This window comes from Sanguibacter suarezii NBRC 16159 (genome assembly GCF_001552735.1).
Lineage (GTDB): Bacteria > Actinomycetota > Actinomycetes > Actinomycetales > Cellulomonadaceae > Sanguibacter > Sanguibacter suarezii.
This window is the reverse complement of the sequence record NZ_BCRT01000016.1, coordinates 287,212-304,043: the sequence shown is the minus strand read 5'-3', so window position 1 is coordinate 304,043 and position 16,832 is coordinate 287,212. Positions and strand designations below refer to the sequence as shown.

Below are 16,832 nucleotides of genomic sequence, written 5' to 3'. Positions count from 1 at the left end.
GGATCGCGACGATGACGTACCCGCCGCAAGACCCGTTCTCCAAGGGCCCTCAAGACGGTGACTCGTCACCGTACGGAGGCCAGCAGCCGCCCGCCGACGGTCAGCCCCCCTACGGTGGTCAGCCACCTTATGGTGGACAGCCTCCCTACGGCGGCCAGCCGCCCTATGGTGGCCAGCCCCCGTACGGTGGTCAGCCGCCCTATGGCGGCCAGGACTTCCCCTACGGCGGCAACGTCTCCAAGAACAACCTCGGCCTGTGGTCGATGATCCTCGGCATCGTCTCCCTCGTCTGCTGTGGTCTGTTCGCCGGCATCCCCGCGGTGATCCTGGGCAACAAGTCGAAGCAGGCTGTGGCCGCCGGGCTCGCCAACAACGGCACCATGGCGACCGCGGGCATCGTCATGGGGTGGATCTCCATCGCCTTCTCGATCATCGGGCTCATCGTCCAGGCCTCGACCGGGTTCTCGGCCTTCGACAACCTCTGACGCTCATGCACCACGCACCCGGCGCCACCGACCGCTCCAGCGGGCTCTCACCAGCCCGCGCGGAGCACGGTCGGTGGCGCCGGCTGCGTCCGCCGCTGCTCACCGCAGCCGCCGTGGCAGGCGCGACGACGCTCCTGGCCACGGTCAGCCCGCACACCCCCGGGCAGTACGGCACCTGCCCGAGCCTGTGGCTGCTGGGCGTCTACTGCCCCGGCTGCGGTGCCCTGCGTGCCACCGCCGACCTGGCTCACCTCGACCTCGTGAGCGCCTGGTCCATGAACCCGTTGTGGGTCCTGGTGGTCCCCGTCCTGGTCCTGGCATGGGTCGCGTGGCTCCTGCGCGCGTGGCGGGGCAGACGCCTCGACCTCCAGGTCGCGGCGTGGATGTGGGCGGCCCCGCTCGCCGTCGTCCTCGCCTATGCGGTCCTGCGCAACGTGCCCGCGCTGGCGCCCTGGTTGGCGCCCGGCGGCGTCTTGCCCTGAGCCGGCCTCAGCCCTTGACCGAGCCAGACATCAGCCCGCCGATGAAGTACCTGCCGAGCAGGATGTAGACGAGCAGGGTGGGGAAGCTGGCCAGCAGCGCCCCGGCCATGGACACGCCGTAGTTCTGCAGCATGGCGCCGTTGGCGAGGTTGTTCAGGGCCAGCGTCACCGGTCCGTTCTGGCTGGAGGAGAAGAACACGGCGAAGAGGAAGTCGTTCCACGCCGAGGTGAACTGCCAGATGAGCACGACGACGAAGCTCGGCACCGAGATGGGCAGCACGACGGAGTAGTACGTCCGCAGCATCCCGGCCCCGTCGATCCGGGCCGCCTCGATGAGCTCGTGGGGGATCGACTGGTAGTAGTTGCGGAAGATCAGCGTGGTGATCGGCAGCCCGTAGATCACGTGCAGGAAGATCAGGGTCGGCACGCCGCTGGGCAGGCCGACCTGCACCACGATCTGGGACAGCGGGATGATGACCGCCTGGTAGGGGATGAACATCCCGAACAGGATCAGGGTGAAGACGATGTCCGCGCCGCGGAAGCGCCACCGCGAGAGCACGAACCCGTTGAGCGAGCCGAGCACGGACGAGATGATCGCGGCCGGGATGACCATCTGGAAGGTGCGACCGAGCGCGGGGGAGAGCGTCTCCCACGCCGTCCGCCAGTTCTCCGTCGTCCAGATCTGCGGGAGGTTCCAGGCGCGCGCCGGGCTCGCGTCACCGGCGCCCTTGAAGCTCGTCACGACGAGCACGTACACCGGGACGAGGACGATCATGACGAACACGAGCAGCAGCGCATACCGGATGGTGCGCCCGGCCGAGAACCGGCCGACGGGTGCCTTGGCACGGCTGGCAGGCCTGATCGGGGTGGTGAGCTCCGCGGCAGCGGCAGCGGCAGCAGCGGCGGCGGTGGTCATGACCGGCCTTCCCGGTGGTTGTGGATGAGGTAGGGGACCACCAGCACCCCGACGATGACCAGCAGGATCGTGCCCACGGCCGCCGCGCTCGCGTAGTCGAAGCTCGACTTGAGGATGTACATGTCCACCGCGGGAACCTTGGTCTGATAGTTCGCCGGCTTGGAGATGGACATGATGAGGTCGAAGGCCTTGAGCGACATGTGACCGATGATGATGACCGCAGCCAGCGCGACAGGGCCGAGCTGGGGGAAGATGACGAAGCGATAGAGCTTCCACTCCGAGGCACCATCCATGCGCCCTGCCTCCCGCAGCTCATCGGGGATGCCCCGGAAGCCGGCGAGAAACAGGGCCATGACGTAGCCGGACAGCTGCCAGATGGCGGGGATGGCGATCGCGGCGATGCCGACGTTGATGTTGTTCCACCAGTTGTTCTGCAAGAACCCCAGGCCGACCATCTGGAAGAGCCGGTTGAGGCCGAGGGCCGACTCTCCCTGGTTGGAGTTGAGCAGCCACCGCCAGACCACGCCCGAGGCGATGAAGGACACGGCCATGGGGAAGAGGTAGATGGAGCGGTAGAAGCCTTCGAACCGCACCGGCCGGTCGAGCAGCCAGGCCCACAGGAAGCCGAAGGCCATCGTCCCCACGAGGAAGACGACCGTGTAGAGCACGAGGTTGCGCAGGGAGTGCTGGAAGTCCTGCGACCCCAGCAGCTCGGCGTAGTTGTCCAGCCCGACGAAGGTGGACGGTTCGCTGCCCACCGAGCGCGCGGCGTCGTTGGCGTCGGTGAGCGAGGTGTTGATGTTGACGGCGATCAGGCCGTAGACGAAGATCCCCAGCACGATCAGCGTCGGGGAGATGAGCAGCAGGGGCGGTCCCCAGTGCCGGAACTTTCGGAACACGTCGGTGCCTCTTCCTCGAGCGGGACGGGGGACGGCGCGCTCGTGTCAGCTGCCTGAGCCTGCCGCTGCGGCCAGCTCGCTCTGGAAGGAGGCCAGGTCCGAGCCCCCGGAGGTGAACTTGCTCGTCGCGTCCGTGATGGCGTTGAGCGTGGCCACCGGGGTGGCCGCGCCGTGGGCGAGGGAGGAGACGATCGTGTCGTCCGCGAAGGACGTGATGGCCGTCTGCTGGTACTCGCTGAAGTCCGCCGGGTCGGCGTCCGTGCGTGCGGGGATGGAGCCCTTGGCCTGGTTGAAGGCCGTCTGGCCTTCGAGGGAGCCGACGGTCTCGAGCCAGGCCTTGGCGCCGTCCGCGTTCGGTGCGCCGACCGGCAGGGTGAAGGAGTCCGCGAGGAAGTCGAAGACGCCGTCGGTGCCCGGCACCGGGAAGTAGATGAAGTCGGTCTCGGCCTCCTGGCCGGCTTCTTCGAAGGCCGCCACCGCCCAGTCGCCCATGACGTTGAAGGCCGCCTGACCGTCGATCACCTGTTGGGTGGCGTCGGGCCAGTCCAGACCGTCGCGGTCGGTGTTGGTGTAGCTCATGAGCTTCTCGAAGTCTTCCAGCGCTGCGGTGACCTCGGGGCTGTTCCAGTCCGTGGTGCCGTCCCACAGCCCGGAGTACGCCTCGTCGCCGAGTGCGGACAGCAGCACCGTCTCGAGCAGGTGGACCTGGGTCCACGTGGTCGCGATCGACAGCGGGGTCTTGCCGGTGGCCTGGACGGCGTCCAGGGCCGGGAACCACTCGTCGAGGGTGGCGTAGGTGGCCGTCGGGTCGAGCCCAGCCTCGGTGAGCACCGTCGGGTTCGCCCAGGTCATGTTGGCACGGTGGATGTTGGACGGGATCGAGTAGATCTTGTCGTCGACGGTGAGCCGGCTGATGAGGTCCTCGGGGAAGGCCTCGGTCAGCTCGAACTCTTCGTAGAGGTCGGAGACGTCCTCGATCTGCGCGGCGTTGATGTAGTCGGTGAGCTCTGCGCCGGCGTGGGCCTGGAAGGTGTCCGGGGGGTCGTTGGTCTGCAGCCGGGACTGCAGCAGGTCCTTGGCTGCCGAGCCGGCGCCGCCGGCGACGGCCCCGTTGACGAACTCCACGTCAGGGTGCCGGGTGTTGAACACCTCCACGAGGGCGTCGAGCCCGAGCTTCTCCGAGCCCGAGGCCCACCAGGTGAAGACCTCGACCTGGCCGGCGCTGTTCGAGGTCCCGCCATCGGTGCCGCCGTCGTTCCCGCCGTCGTCGGAACCGCACGAGCTCAGGGCCAGGGTGGCTGCCGCGAGGGCGGCCACCACCCCCATGATTCGGGTGTGCTTGCGCGTCATGGTGAATACGCCTCCGTTGCCGTCGTGATCGACGCCGCGGTCGCGACAGTGGAGAGCTACGGTGCGCCCCATGTCGATCCACCTTCATCAAAAGCCCGCCCAGCCACCCTGTCAAAAGGTGTCGGGCGCCGACGTGCTCAGCGGAAGATGACGGTCCGGTGCCCGTTGAGCAGCACCCGGTGCTCGGCGTGCCAGCGCACGGCGCGGGCGAGCACACGTCGTTCCACGTCCTGGCCCTGGGCGACGAGCTCGCCGACGTGGCGGGAGTGGTCCACCCGCTCGACGTCCTGCTCGATGATCGGTCCCTCGTCGAGGTCACCGGTGACATAGTGCGAGGTCGCTCCGATGAGCTTGACGCCGCGGTCGTGCGCCTGGTGGTAGGGCTTGGCGCCCTTGAAGCTTGGCAGGAAGGAGTGGTGGATGTTGATGACCTGACCCTCGAGCTGGCGGCACAGGTCGTCGGAGAGCACCTGCATGTAGCGGGCCAGGACGACGAGCTCGACGTCGAGCTCGCGCACCAGCTCGAGCAGACGCGCCTCGGCCTGAGGCTTGGTGTCCTTGGTGACGGGGATGTGGTGGAAGGTCTTGCCGTAGAACTCCGTCAGCGGCTTGAGGTCGCGGTGGTTGCCGGCCACGGCCACGATGTCGATCGGCAGGTTCTCCGAGCGCTGGCGAAAGAGCAGGTCGTTGAGGCAGTGCGCGGCGGTGCTCACGAGGATGAGCGTGCGGACCGGGCGGCCGACGACGTCGAGGGTCCACGTCATGTCGAAGTCGGCTGCCAGCGCCTCCAGCGCGGTGGCCAGCTCCTCGCGCGAGGCGGCCGACTCGACCTGGACCCGCATGAAGAACAGGTGCGTGTCCGGGTCGCCGAACTGCTGGGACTCGGTGATGTTGCCACCGTGCTCGGCGAGCAGACCGGCGACGGCGTGCACGATCCCGGGACCGTCCGGGCAGGACAGGGTCAGGACCCAGTGCTGGGAGACGTCGGGATCTGTCGCGGGAGTCGGCGTGGTGGTCACGTGCCCAGGCTAGTCCAGGTGGTCGGCGACAGGGGCAGCCGTCCGTCCGGACCTGCGTGCCGGTGCCCAGCACCCCCCTGAAGTCTGAGACGATACGTGCATGAGCGACCTAGACATCACGATCGGCCTGGTGACCGACGAGGCAGCCGGCGAGCTGCTCACGCTGCGGCGGGCGGCCTTCGTCACCGAGGCGCAGGTCTACGGGGACCCGAACATCCCGCCGCTGACCCAGACCCTGGGTGAGCTGCGCGCGGACCTGTCCGCGCCCGGCGTCGTCACCCTCGGCGCCTGGTCCGGGCACCGCCTGGTGGGTTCGGTCCGGGTGGAGATCGAGGACGACAAGGCCACGCTCGGACGCCTCGCGGTCGCCCCCGACCTGCAGGGCAAGGGGATCGGCACGCAGATGATGTTCGCGGTGCTGCCGCACCTGCCTGAGGAGACCAAGGAGATCTGGGTCTTCACCGGCAAGGACTCCAAGCAGAACCTCGCGATGTACCAGAAGCAGGGCTACGAGCACCAGTACGACCAGGTGGCCGGGGACCTGACCTTCGCCTACCTGCGCCGGATCCTGGGCGACACCGAGCCCGACGTCGACCCTGACGGCGACGCTGACGGCGACGAGGTCGACGCGCGGGACTGACCTCGGTCAGTGCGCCGGCATCGAGTAGTCGCCGGCGCCGGTGATCGCGGCGATGATCTCCTCGTGGCTCGTCGAGTGCCCGGGGAAGCTGCCGTTGTTGCGTCCGTGACGCAGCACCTCGATGCGATCGGCGACCGAGCGCACGTCGTTCATGTTGTGGCTGATGAGCACCACGGCGTGGCCGAGGTCGCGCAGCCGTTCGATGTGCGTGAGGACCTCAGCGGTCTGGGAGACGGACAAGGAGGCGGTGGGCTCGTCGAGCACGACGATCCGCGGGTTGCCCAGCAGTGTCCGCGCGATCGCGACGGACTGGCGCTGCCCGCCGGACAGGGACGAGAGCAGCGACCGCACCGACGGGATCCGTGAGGTGAGGTCGCGCAGGATCTTGCGCGCGATCTCCTCCATCGCCGCCTCGTCCATGTGGCGCCCGCGACGCAGCTCGCGGCCCAGGAACAGGTTCGAGACGACGTCGAGGTTGTCGCACAGGGCGAGCTCCTGGAAGACCGTCGCGATGCCCAGGGCGTGGGCGCTGGCCGGCGTCGGGATGGTGACGGGCACGCCCTCGGACTCGATGATCCCTGAGTCGGGGGTGATCACCCCGGCGATGACCTTGGCGAGGGTCGACTTGCCCGCGGCGTTGTCGCCGACGACGGCGACCACCTCGTGCGGATGGACCGTGAAGGTGACCTCGGAGAGTGCGCGGACCGCGCCGTAGGACTTGTTGATGCCCCGCAGCGACAGTGCTGGGGTGGAGGTGGGATCGCTCACGTCAATCCTTCGTTCGGAGTGCGTCGAGGTGTCTCTGTGCGGCCATGGAGTCGTCGGTCAGCGCGGTGATGGTCTGGTGGTCCGTCGCAACCTCGGTGGACTGCAGCGCGAGGGTGAGGGCGCCCATCACCTCGGCCTGGGGGCCGAGCTCGCCCAGCACGACCTCAACCGGCGCGATGGTGTTCTGCGCGGTGTGGCGCAGCGCCTCCTCGCGCAGCGGCGCCACGAGGATCTCCCCGGCCGCGGCGAGCTCCCCACCGACCACCACGAGCTGGGGGTTGAGCGTGTTGACGACCTGCGCCACGACCTTGCCGATCCGCTCACCGGCGTCGGCGATGACGCGTCCGCAGCCGGGGTCGCCGTCGCGGGCCCGCAGGATGATGTCCCGGAGGGTGAGGTCGCCGTGGCTGGACCGCACAAGGTCCAGCAGCGCGCTCGATCCCACCACCGTGTCCAGGCAGCCGCGGTTCCCGCACCGGCAGATGTCGCCCATGGGATCCACCTGGACGTGCCCGATCTCGCCCGCGGTGCCTGCGTACCCGCGGTGCAGGTGCCCGCCGAGGATGATGCCGGCGCCCGTGGTGTAGGAGGCCCGGACGAAGACCACGTCGCGGTAGCCGCGCCCGGCGCCCAGCTCGTGCTCGGCGAGGGCGCCGAGGTTGGCGTCGTTGTCGACGATGACCGGGCGCGCGAGCCGCTTGGACATGGTCTGGCCGATGTGCAGGTCGTCCCAGCCGCGCATCACCCCGCGCACCGAGATCATGCCGGTCGCGGTGTCGACGGGAGCGGGCAGTGCCACGCCGATCGTCAGGAGCTCGTCCATCGAGGCGCCCACCCGCTCCAGCAGGTCCACGACGAGGAGCGCGGCTCGGTCCAGCCCCGTGTCGACACGGTGGTCGAGGGGGAGCGGCATCTGCTGCTCGGCGACGATCGTGCGGCCGAAGTCGCCCAGAGCCACCTTGAGGTGGCGGTGGCCGAACTGGATCCCGGCGACGAGGCCGAGCTGTCTGGCGAGGGTGACCTTGAGTGCGCGGCGCCCAGACCGTGAGGTGGGGCGGGTGTCCACGACTCCTGCGCCGGTGAGCTCTCGGACGATGGTGGAGATGGTCGCGGTCGACAGCCCAGTGGCCTCCGCGAGCTCGACCTGCGTCAGTCCACCGAAGCGCTTCACGGCGTCGACGATGCGCGCTCTGTTCGCTTCTCGGAGAGACGCCTGCGATCCGGGCGTGGATCGGTCGATGATCACGCCGCAGAGCCTACCTCAGCGGGCCGGCTGTGATCCAAGCCACCTCCTTGAGTTTGAGGCTCAAACACAAAATGGTAACGAAGTGGTTTCTGGAGTTGACGGTCAAACTCAGAGGTCATAGTTTTCTCGACACCGGCCACGGTGGAACGATCCACCCGGCCGTCGGACGACGCATCGGCGACGTCCACCCCTATTCAACGGTGAAAAGGACATGACGATGACGTCACTGCGCAAAACGGTTGCCGCCCTCGCGGGCTCGGCGCTGCTGTTCGGAGCCCTTGCTGGATGTAGCTCCGAGCGTGACAGCGACTCCGCCTCAACCTCAGGCTCGGGTTCTGGATCCGACTCGACGACCATCGGCATCGCCATGCCGACCAAGAGCCTCGAGCGCTGGAACAAGGATGGTGCTCACCTCGAAGAGCTGCTCAAGAAGGAGGGCTACACCACGACCCTGCAGTACGCCGACAACAAGGTGGACACGCAGATCACCCAGGTGCAGAACATGATCAACGACGGCGCGGACGTCCTGGTCATCGCCTCGATCAACGGCACTGCCCTCGGACCGGTCCTGGAGGCGGCCGCAGCCAAGGACATCCCCGTCATCGCCTACGACCGCCTCATCAACGACTCGCCCAACGTCGACTACTACGCGACCTTCGACAACGAGCTCGTCGGGACCCTCCAGGGCCAGTTCATCGAGGAGCAGCTCGGGCTCGCTGACGGCGCCGGCCCGTTCAACCTCGAGCCCTTCGCCGGGTCCCCTGACGACAACAACGCGAAGTTCTTCTTCAAGGGCGCCTGGGACGTGCTCCAGCCCTACGTCGCCTCGGGCCAGCTGGTCGTCCCGTCCGGCAAGGCCCCGGCCACCGTCGAGGACTGGACCACGATCGGCGTCCAGGGCTGGGAGTCCGCCACGGCCCAGTCGGAGATGGAGAACCGGCTCAACTCCTTCTACACGGACAAGAAGGTCGACGTCGTGCTCTCCCCGAACGACTCGCTCGCCCTGGGCATCGAGCAGGCCCTCACCAGCGGTGGCTACGCCACGGAGGAGTGGCCCCTCATCACCGGTCAGGACGCTGACGAGCCGAACGTGAAGAACATGATCGCCGGCATGCAGTCGATGACCGTGTGGAAGGACACCCGCACCCTGGGCGACCAGGTCGCGACCATGGTCACCCAGATCGTCAACGGCGAGGACGTCACCGTCAACGACGAGGAGACGTACGACAACGGCGTCAAGGTTGTCCCGTCCTTCCTCCTCCCGCCGCAGGTCGTCACCCCGGACACCATCGAGTCGATGCTCGTCGAGTCCGAGTTCTACACGGCCGACCAGCTCGGCCTCTGACTCATCGCGGCGTCGGTCGTGGGGGTCTGGCGGCCACCCAGGACCGGCGCCGCGCCCGAGTGGCGGCCGAGCAGAACAGCAGCAGAGCAGGAATGAGTGAGGAGCACGGATGGGTGACAACGACTACATCCTCGAGATGCGCGAGATCACCAAGGAGTTCCCCGGCGTCAAGGCGCTCAGCGACGTCACGCTGAGCGTCAGGCGTGGGGAGGTCCACGCGATCTGCGGGGAGAACGGGGCCGGGAAGTCGACCCTCATGAACGTGCTGTCCGGGGTGTACCCCCACGGCAGCTATGACGGCACGATCGTGCTCAACGGCAAGGACTGCGACTTCCGGTCCATCCGGGACAGCGAGGCACGCGGCGTGGTGATCATCCACCAAGAGCTGGCCCTCATCCCGTACCTGTCCATCGCGGAGAACATCTTCCTCGGCAACGAGCGGTCGGCGGCGGGGATCATCGACTGGAACCTCGCCATGCGTGACGCCAGCGAGCTCCTCGCCCGCGTCGGCCTCACGGACAGCCCGCAGGTCAAGGCCATGGACATCGGCGTCGGCAAGCAGCAGCTCGTGGAGATCGCCAAGGCCCTGTCCAAGAAGGTCGACCTGCTCATCCTCGACGAGCCCACGGCCGCCCTGAACGACGAGGACAGCGCCCACCTGCTCGCTCTGATCGCTCAGTTCCGCGACAACGGGATCACCTGCATCATCATCTCCCACAAGCTCAACGAGATCTCCGCGATCGCCGACCGGGTGACGATCATCCGGGACGGCGCCACGATCGAGACCCTCGACCTCCACGGCGACGAGCCGGTGACCGAGGACCGCATCATCCGGTCCATGGTCGGGCGGTCCATGGACAGCAGGTTCCCCGACCACACCCCCGTGATCGGCGCCGAGGTGCTGCGCGTGGAGAACTGGACGGTGCACCACCCCATCGACTCCGAGCGGCTCGTCGTCCAGGACGCGAACATCACCGTTCATGCCGGAGAGATCGTCGGCCTGGCAGGACTCATGGGGGCCGGGCGCACGGAGCTGGCGATGAGCGTGTTCGGACGCTCCTACGGCTCTCGGATCTCCGGGACGGTCTACAAGGACGGCAAGCCGGTGAGCATGCGCACCGTCTCCGAGGCCATCGGGCACGGCGTCGCGTACACGACCGAGGACCGCAAGCGCTACGGGCTCAACCTCATCCAGACGATCCGGGAGAACATCTCCGCCTCCGCGCTGGGCAAGGTGGCCCACTGGGGCATCGTGGGGACCGAAGCCGAGATCAAGGTGGCCGAGAAGTACCGCGGCGACTTCCGGATCAAGTCACCCACGGTCGAGGCCGTGGTCGGAAAGCTCTCGGGCGGCAACCAGCAGAAGGTCGTGCTGAGCAAGTGGGTGAACTCCGACCCTGACGTGCTCATCCTCGACGAGCCCACCCGCGGTATCGACGTGGGCGCAAAGTACGAGATCTACGGCATCATCAACGCTCTTGCCGACCTGGGCAAGGCCGTCATCGTCATCTCCTCCGAGCTGCCCGAGCTCATCGGGCTGTGCGACCGCACCTACGCGATGAGCCAGGGTCGGATCACCGGAGAGGTGGCTCGAGCAGATGCCACACAAGAAACCCTCATGCAGTACATGACCATGGGCAAGGGAGCCGCAGTCTAATGAACGCCGTCCGTGAATACCTCGGTCGCAACCTTCGCCAGTACGGGATCGTCGCGGCTCTGATCGTCATCGTCGTGTTCTTCCAGGTGCTCACCGACGGTCGGCTCCTCTACCCGGACAACGTCGCAGCCCTGTTCCAGCAGAACGCCTACGTGATGATCCTCGCGATCGGCATGATGATGGTGATCATCGCGGGCCACATCGACCTCTCGGTCGGCTCGGTCGTGGCCTTCACCGGCGGTCTGTGCGCCATCATGCTCACCCGCTGGGACATGCCCTGGCTGCTGGCATGTCTGCTCACCATCGTCATCGGCGCCCTCGTGGGCATGTGGCAAGGATTCTGGGTGGCCTACGTCGGCATCCCAGCGTTCATCGTGACCCTTGCCGGGATGCTCATCTTCCGCGGCCTGACGATCGTCCTCGTCGGCACCACCGTGGCGGGGCTGCCCAGGGACTTCAACTCGATCTCCAGCGGGTCGCTGCCCAACTGGTTCGGCTTCGTCGGTGATCTCGACGTGGTCACCCTGTGCGTGGGTGGCATCGGGATCGTGGCCTTCGCGGTGACCCAGTGGCGCTCTCGGAGCTCGCTGCGCAAGCACGACCTCGCTGTCGAACCGATGCCGGCCTTCGTCCTCAAGATCGCGGTCACCGCGGTGATCATCGGTGTCTTCACCTACTGGCTGTCCTTGAGCTCGGGTGGGACGCCGATCGTGCTGCTCATCGTCGGGTTCCTCATCATCGCCTACTCCTTCATGCTCAACCGGAGCGTCTTCGGTCGTCACATCTACGCCGTCGGAGGCAACCGTCACGCGGCGGTGCTGTCCGGGGTCAACGCCCGCCGGGTGGACTTCGGCATCTTCGTCAACATGGGCGCGCTCGCCGGTGTCGCGGCAATCGTCACCACCGCCCGTGCCGGCGCGGGTGTGGCCACCGCCGGGAACAACTACGAGCTCGACGCGATCGCAGCGTGCTTCATCGGCGGCGCCGCAGTGACCGGCGGCGTCGGCAAGATCTCTGGCGCGATGATCGGTGCGCTCATCATGGGCGTGCTCAACATGGGTCTGTCGATCATGGCGGTCGACTCCGCCTGGCAGCAGACCATCAAGGGCATGGTGCTGCTCGCCGCGGTCGCCTTCGACATGGTGAACAAGCGCCGCACCCGCCTCGGCTGACCCGCCGACGCGCGCACTCGAGCCCCTGGAGGGGGGACGCCGCAGCTGGGCGTCCCATCCTCTGGGGGCTCTGGCGTGGCCGGGACCTCATGCGTTAGGCTCTCCCACGTCGTGACTGGCGCAGCCGAACCGGTGGTCGGACCTGGAGACAGGGACAACCGCGGATCGCATGGTGGACCACCACCGGGGAGCGACACGTTTTTCCGACTTCGGGTCGTTCGCCTGGGCCCCGGTCACCCACCTCTGTGTGCGGTGCCCGGATGAGCGCATCTGGGCCTCTCGCACAGCAGGCTCTTCGACTGAGCAGGTCCCGCACGGGGTCTGCCTGCCGCCTCCCGCTGCAAGGAGAAGCATGACCGCCCAGAATGAGACCGTTATGAACCAGGGCCTGGCCCAGGTCGACCCCGAGATCGCCGCCGTCCTCGACGGTGAGCTGGCCCGCCAGCGCGACACCCTCGAGATGATCGCGAGCGAGAACTTCGTCCCGCGCGCCGTCCTGGAGGCCCAGGGCTCGGTGCTGACCAACAAGTACGCCGAGGGCTACCCCGGTCGCCGCTACTACGGCGGCTGCGAGCAGGTCGACATCGCCGAGAACCTCGCGATCGCCCGCGTCAAGGCGCTCTACGGCGCCGAGCACGCCAACGTCCAGCCGCACTCCGGTGCCACGGCCAACGCCGCCGTGCTGCACGCCCTCATCAACAAGGGCGACAAGATCCTCGGCCTCGAGCTGGCCCACGGTGGTCACCTCACGCACGGCATGAAGATCAACTTCTCCGGCAAGCTCTACGACGTCTCCGCCTACGGCGTGGACCCCACCACGCACCTGGTCGACATGGACAAGGTCCGCGAGACTGCCCTGGCCGAGCGCCCTGACGTCATCATCGGTGGCTGGTCCGCCTACCCCCGCCACCTCGACTTCGCCGCCTTCCGGGCGATCGCCGACGAGGTCGGTGCGAAGCTCTGGGTCGACATGGCGCACTTCGCCGGTCTCGTCGCCGCCGGCCTGCACCCGAGCCCGGTGCCCTTCGCCGACGTCGTCTCCTCGACCGTGCACAAGACCATCGGTGGTCCGCGGTCCGGCTTCATCCTGTCCAAGGAGGAGTACGCCAAGAAGATCGACTCGGCCGTCTTCCCCGGGCAGCAGGGTGGCCCGCTCATGCACGTCGTCGCCGCGAAGGCCGTGGCCTTCAAGATCGCCGGCTCGGCCGAGTTCGCCGAGCGTCAGGAGCGCGTGCTGCGCGGGGCGAAGATCATCGCCGACCGCCTCGTGGCCGACGACGTCACGAAGGCCGGCGTCTCCGTCCTCACCGGTGGCACCGACGTGCACCTCGTGCTCGTCGACCTGCGCCACTCCGAGCTGGACGGCCAGCAGGCTGAAGACCTCCTGCACGCCGTCGGCATCACGGTCAACCGCAACGCGGTGCCCTTCGACCCGCGCCCTCCGCGCGTGACCTCGGGCCTGCGCATCGGGACGCCCGCGCTCGCCTCGCGCGGCTTCGGCGACGTCGAGTTCACCGAGGTGGCCGACATCATCGCCACGGCCCTCAAGGACGGTGCCGCGACCGACGTCGACGCCCTCAAGGTGCGCGTGGACAAGCTCACGGCCGACTTCCCCCTGTACCCCGGCCTCCAGCAGTACTGACCCCACCTGATCCCTCCCCCGCGCTGGGCGCGGGGGAGGGGCTGGTCGGTGGAACGAAGGAGAACGTCATGACTGCACAGATTCTTGATGGCAAGGCCGCTGCGGCGCAGATCAAGGCCGAGCTGACCGCCCGCGTCAGCGCGCTGCGCGAGGCCGGCTCGACTCCTGGGCTGGGCACCCTGCTCGTGGGCTCGGACCCCGGGTCCACCTGGTACGTCGCCGGCAAGCACCGTGACTGCGCCGAGGTGGGGATCGCCTCCATCCGTGAGGACCTGCCCGCCGAGGCGACCCAGGACGAGATCGAGGCTGCCGTGCGCCGCCTCAACGACGACCCGGCCTGCACCGGCTACATCGTCCAGCTGCCGCTGCCCGCCGGCATCGACACCAACCGGGTGCTCGAGCTCATCGACCCCGACAAGGACGCCGACGGCCTGCACCCGATGAACCTCGGCCGCCTGGTGCTGCGCACCAACGAGCCGATCACCTCCTCGCTGCCGTGCACCCCGGCGGGGATCATCGACCTCATCGAGCGCAACGGGATCGACCTGGCCGGCAAGCACGTCGTCGTCGTCGGCCGTGGGACCACGGTGGGCCGGTCGATCGGCCTGCTGCTCACCCGCCGCGCGGTCAACGCCACGGTCACCCTCACCCACACCGGGACCACGGACCTGTCGTCGCACCTGCGCTCGGCCGACGTGATCGTCGCGGCGGCGGGCGTCCCGGGCATCGTCCGCGCGGAGGACGTCAAGGCCGGCGCCGTGCTCATCGACGTCGGCGTGAGTCGCGCGACGGACCCGGAGACCGGCAAGTCTGTGGTCGTGGGAGACATCGACCCGGCCGCGGCCGAGGTCGCGGGCTGGATCTCGCCCAACCCGGGCGGCGTCGGCCCGATGACGCGCGCCATGCTGCTCGCGAACGTCGTCGACAGCGCCGAGCGTCAGCTCGCAGCGACGGGCGCCTGACCCCGTGTGACCGTGTGATCAGCACGTGACCAGCACCGACGGGAGCTCTCGAGATGAACTCGAGAGGTCCCGTCGGCGTCGAGGGGCTAGTGTGCGGCCATGACTTCCGCACCCCGGACCATCCCGCCCGCGCCGTTCGTGCCCGCGGAGCGGCGCCGCGCCCGGGTGAGCGTCACCGCGGCCTACGCCGTCCAGGGCATGGCCTTCGCGATCATGCTGACGAACGTGCCGAACTACAAGGACCGGCTCGGCATGGACGACGGCGTCATCACCCTCGTGGTCCTGGGGGTCTGCGTCTTCGCCGGCGCTGGGAGCGCTCTCTCGGGTCTGCTGGCCGCGCGCCTGGGCTCCGCCCGGGTCGTCACGGGCGGGCTGGTCGGTGTGGCGCTGACGGTCCTCGCGGTCGGCTTCGCGACGACGTGGCCCACCTTCTTCGTCGCCTTCGCCGCCTACGGCCTGTGCCTGGGAGCAGTGGACGCCTCGATGAGCATGCAGGGCATCACCGTCGAGCGCGGCTACGGGCGCAGCGTGCTCGCCTCGTTCTTCGCCGCCAACGCCGCCGGTGGCGTGCTCGGCGCGCTCAGTGTCTCGGGCGCGGCGCTGCTGGACGTGGAGCTCGACCGGTCGCTCCCGCTCGTCGCCCTCGTCGTGATCGCCGCGACGGCGGTCCTCTCCCGCGGCCTCGTCCGCGAGGACCCGGTCCCGGGTGTCTCGCCGCAGGGCGCGGTGCCCGCCCGGCTTGCCGCATCGGTGCCGTTGTCAACCATCGTCGTGCTCGGCGCGGCGATGCTCGCCTTCCCCGTGGCCGACTCCGCCGCCTCGACGTGGGGCGCCCCGTTCCTGCGGGACGTGCTCGACGCCAGCACGGCGGTGGCCCCCCTCGGCTACGCCGCCTACCAGGCCACCCTCATCGCCTCCCGGCTCTTCGCCGACTCCTGGGTCGCCCGCGCCGGCCGGGTCACGGTGGTGCGCCTGGGCGGGACCATCGGCACCGTGGGGCTGCTGGCCGTCGCGCTGGCCCCCGGCTGGCCGGTCGCGCTGCTCGGCTTCGCTGCTGCCGGGTTGGGCCTCGGCGTCGTCGCTCCGCTCGCCTTCTCGGCTGCGGGGGACCGTGCCACCGAGGCGGCAGCGCGCTCGACCAGGCCGGCCGACGCATCACGGACCGGGCTCTCCGTCGAGGCGGTCACCGACCAGGCCGTGGCGCGGCTCAACATCTTCACCTACCTCGGTGCGGTCCTCGGCGGGGCGCTGACCGGCGCCTTCGCGACGGCCGACGCCCACCGGGCCGGGTTCGCCGTCCTCGCGGCGCTGGCCTTCGTCTCCGCCGTCCTGGCCCGCCGGTTCCGTGAGGCCGAGGTGCCGGCGGCACCGGACGCTGCTGTCCAGCCCTGACCCGCGGGTGGACCAGAGCGTCGGTGGCATGGGGTTGGATAGGGGCATGGTCACCATCGCAACCGCTAACGTCAACGGCATCCGTGCCGCCTACCGCAACGGCATGGCCGCCTGGCTCGCCGACCGCCAACCCGACATCCTCCTGCTCCAGGAGGTCCGCGCACCTGACGACATCGTCGCCAGCCTGCTCGGCGACGACTGGCAGATCGTCCACGAAGCCTGCGAGATCAAGGGGCGCGCCGGCGTCGCGATCGCCTCCCGGCTGCCCTTCCACGCCGTGCGCATCGGCCTGGGCAACGGCGAGCCGGAGGTCCCCGTCGACACGGGACGCTGGGTCGAGGCGGACCTGGACCTGCCGTCGGGGGAGCGCCTCACCGTGGTCTCCACCTACATCCACTCCGGCACCGCCGGGACGCCCAAGATGGATCAGAAGTACGCCCACCTGGAGAAGGTCACCACCCGGCTGACCGAGCTCATGGCCAGCGGCCAGCACGTGGTGGTCGCGGGAGACCTCAACATCGCGCACACCAACAACGACATCAAGAACTGGAAGGGCAACCTCAAGAGCGCGGGCTTCCTGCCTCAGGAGCGCGCCTACCTCGACAAGTGGTTCGCCGAGGGCTGGGTCGACCTCGGCCGGGTGCACGGCGGCGACGGCCCCGGCCCGTACACGTGGTGGTCCAACCGCGGCCAGTCCTTCGCCAACGACTCCGGATGGCGCATCGACTACCAGCTGGCCACCCCGGCCCTGGCCGAGCGTGCCTCCAACGTCCGCGTCGACCGCGCCGACTCCTACGAGACGCGGTGGAGCGACCACGCCCCGCTGCTGGTCGACTACGCGCTGTGACCGCGTGACT

At 68.7% G+C, this 16,832-nt stretch carries 16 protein-coding genes and 1 riboswitch; of the genes, 10 read left to right on the top strand and 6 right to left on the bottom strand.

Annotation, left to right across the window (positions count from 1 at the left end; all coding sequences use genetic code 11):
* Window positions 1-11 precede the first annotated feature (11 nt).
* Complete coding sequence (locus tag SS2_RS17775; protein ID WP_066464364.1) at window positions 12-485, top strand: DUF4190 domain-containing protein; 474 nt, start codon at window positions 12-14, stop codon at window positions 483-485.
* A gap of 5 nt (window positions 486-490) precedes the next feature.
* Window positions 491-967 (top strand): DUF2752 domain-containing protein, encoded by a 477-nt coding sequence (locus SS2_RS12025; protein WP_083942175.1) that lies wholly within the window; start codon window positions 491-493, stop codon window positions 965-967.
* A 7-nt stretch (window positions 968-974) separates the two neighbouring features.
* On the opposite strand, the gene SS2_RS12020 is transcribed toward SS2_RS12025, so the two are convergent.
* From SS2_RS12020 to purU, 4 genes are all read right to left on the bottom strand, one after another.
* A complete protein-coding gene (locus SS2_RS12020) occupies window positions 975-1,883 on the bottom strand; it encodes a carbohydrate ABC transporter permease (RefSeq protein WP_066464362.1) in 909 nt (302 codons plus the stop codon).
* Complete coding sequence (locus SS2_RS12015) at window positions 1,880-2,782, bottom strand: carbohydrate ABC transporter permease (protein ID WP_066464359.1); 903 nt, start codon at window positions 2,780-2,782, stop codon at window positions 1,880-1,882. The genes SS2_RS12020 and SS2_RS12015 overlap by 4 nt, the downstream gene beginning before the upstream one ends.
* A 45-nt stretch (window positions 2,783-2,827) precedes the next feature.
* Window positions 2,828-4,132, bottom strand: a complete 1,305-nt coding sequence (locus SS2_RS12010; RefSeq protein ID WP_066464358.1) for an ABC transporter substrate-binding protein — start codon at window positions 4,130-4,132, stop codon at window positions 2,828-2,830.
* Between the two features lie 137 nt (window positions 4,133-4,269).
* Window positions 4,270-5,151: a formyltetrahydrofolate deformylase gene (gene purU, locus SS2_RS12005; protein ID WP_066464357.1), complete on the bottom strand. Its 882-nt coding sequence runs from the start codon at window positions 5,149-5,151 to the stop codon at window positions 4,270-4,272.
* A 100-nt stretch (window positions 5,152-5,251) separates the two neighbouring features.
* Between purU and SS2_RS12000 the strand changes: the two genes are divergently transcribed.
* Window positions 5,252-5,791, top strand: coding sequence for a GNAT family N-acetyltransferase (locus SS2_RS12000; protein WP_066464356.1), 540 nt, complete (start codon window positions 5,252-5,254; stop codon window positions 5,789-5,791).
* A 6-nt stretch (window positions 5,792-5,797) separates the two neighbouring features.
* On the opposite strand, the gene SS2_RS11995 is transcribed toward SS2_RS12000, so the two are convergent.
* Together SS2_RS11995 and SS2_RS11990 are read right to left on the bottom strand one after the other, a co-directional pair.
* Entirely contained in the window at window positions 5,798-6,559 is a 762-nt protein-coding gene (locus SS2_RS11995) for an ATP-binding cassette domain-containing protein (protein WP_066464353.1), read from the bottom strand.
* A 1-nt stretch (window position 6,560) separates the two neighbouring features.
* Window positions 6,561-7,802, bottom strand: a complete 1,242-nt coding sequence (locus SS2_RS11990) for an ROK family transcriptional regulator (protein ID WP_439646309.1) — start codon at window positions 7,800-7,802, stop codon at window positions 6,561-6,563.
* Window positions 7,803-8,022: 220 nt separating this feature from the next.
* Here SS2_RS11990 and chvE point away from each other — a divergent pair, with 220 nt between their 5' ends.
* The 7 genes from chvE to SS2_RS11955 all read left to right on the top strand — a co-directional run bounded on the left by chvE (window position 8,023) and on the right by SS2_RS11955 (window position 16,822).
* Entirely contained in the window at window positions 8,023-9,150 is a 1,128-nt protein-coding gene (gene chvE / locus SS2_RS11985; protein ID WP_066464348.1) for a multiple monosaccharide ABC transporter substrate-binding protein, read from the top strand.
* A 109-nt stretch (window positions 9,151-9,259) separates the two neighbouring features.
* Complete coding sequence (gene mmsA, locus SS2_RS11980) at window positions 9,260-10,807, top strand: multiple monosaccharide ABC transporter ATP-binding protein (RefSeq protein WP_066464346.1); 1,548 nt, start codon at window positions 9,260-9,262, stop codon at window positions 10,805-10,807.
* The gene (gene mmsB / locus SS2_RS11975; RefSeq protein WP_066464344.1) at window positions 10,807-11,979 is read left to right on the top strand and encodes a multiple monosaccharide ABC transporter permease; all 1,173 of its coding nucleotides are present in this window, start codon (window positions 10,807-10,809) and stop codon (window positions 11,977-11,979) included. The genes mmsA and mmsB overlap by 1 nt, the downstream gene beginning before the upstream one ends.
* Window positions 11,980-12,080: 101 nt before the next feature.
* Window positions 12,081-12,214, top strand: a riboswitch (ZMP/ZTP riboswitch).
* A 117-nt stretch (window positions 12,215-12,331) separates the two neighbouring features.
* On the top strand, window positions 12,332-13,621 hold the full coding sequence (glyA, locus tag SS2_RS11970) for a serine hydroxymethyltransferase (RefSeq protein ID WP_066464342.1): 1,290 nt from the start codon (window positions 12,332-12,334) through the stop codon (window positions 13,619-13,621).
* 68 nt (window positions 13,622-13,689) lie between these two features.
* A complete protein-coding gene (locus SS2_RS11965; RefSeq protein WP_066464340.1) occupies window positions 13,690-14,583 on the top strand; it encodes a bifunctional methylenetetrahydrofolate dehydrogenase/methenyltetrahydrofolate cyclohydrolase in 894 nt (297 codons plus the stop codon).
* Between the two features lie 99 nt (window positions 14,584-14,682).
* A complete protein-coding gene (locus SS2_RS11960; RefSeq protein ID WP_066464339.1) occupies window positions 14,683-15,975 on the top strand; it encodes an MFS transporter in 1,293 nt (430 codons plus the stop codon).
* A 46-nt stretch (window positions 15,976-16,021) separates the two neighbouring features.
* On the top strand, window positions 16,022-16,822 hold the full coding sequence (locus tag SS2_RS11955; protein WP_066464338.1) for an exodeoxyribonuclease III: 801 nt from the start codon (window positions 16,022-16,024) through the stop codon (window positions 16,820-16,822).
* Window positions 16,823-16,832 lie beyond the last annotated feature (10 nt).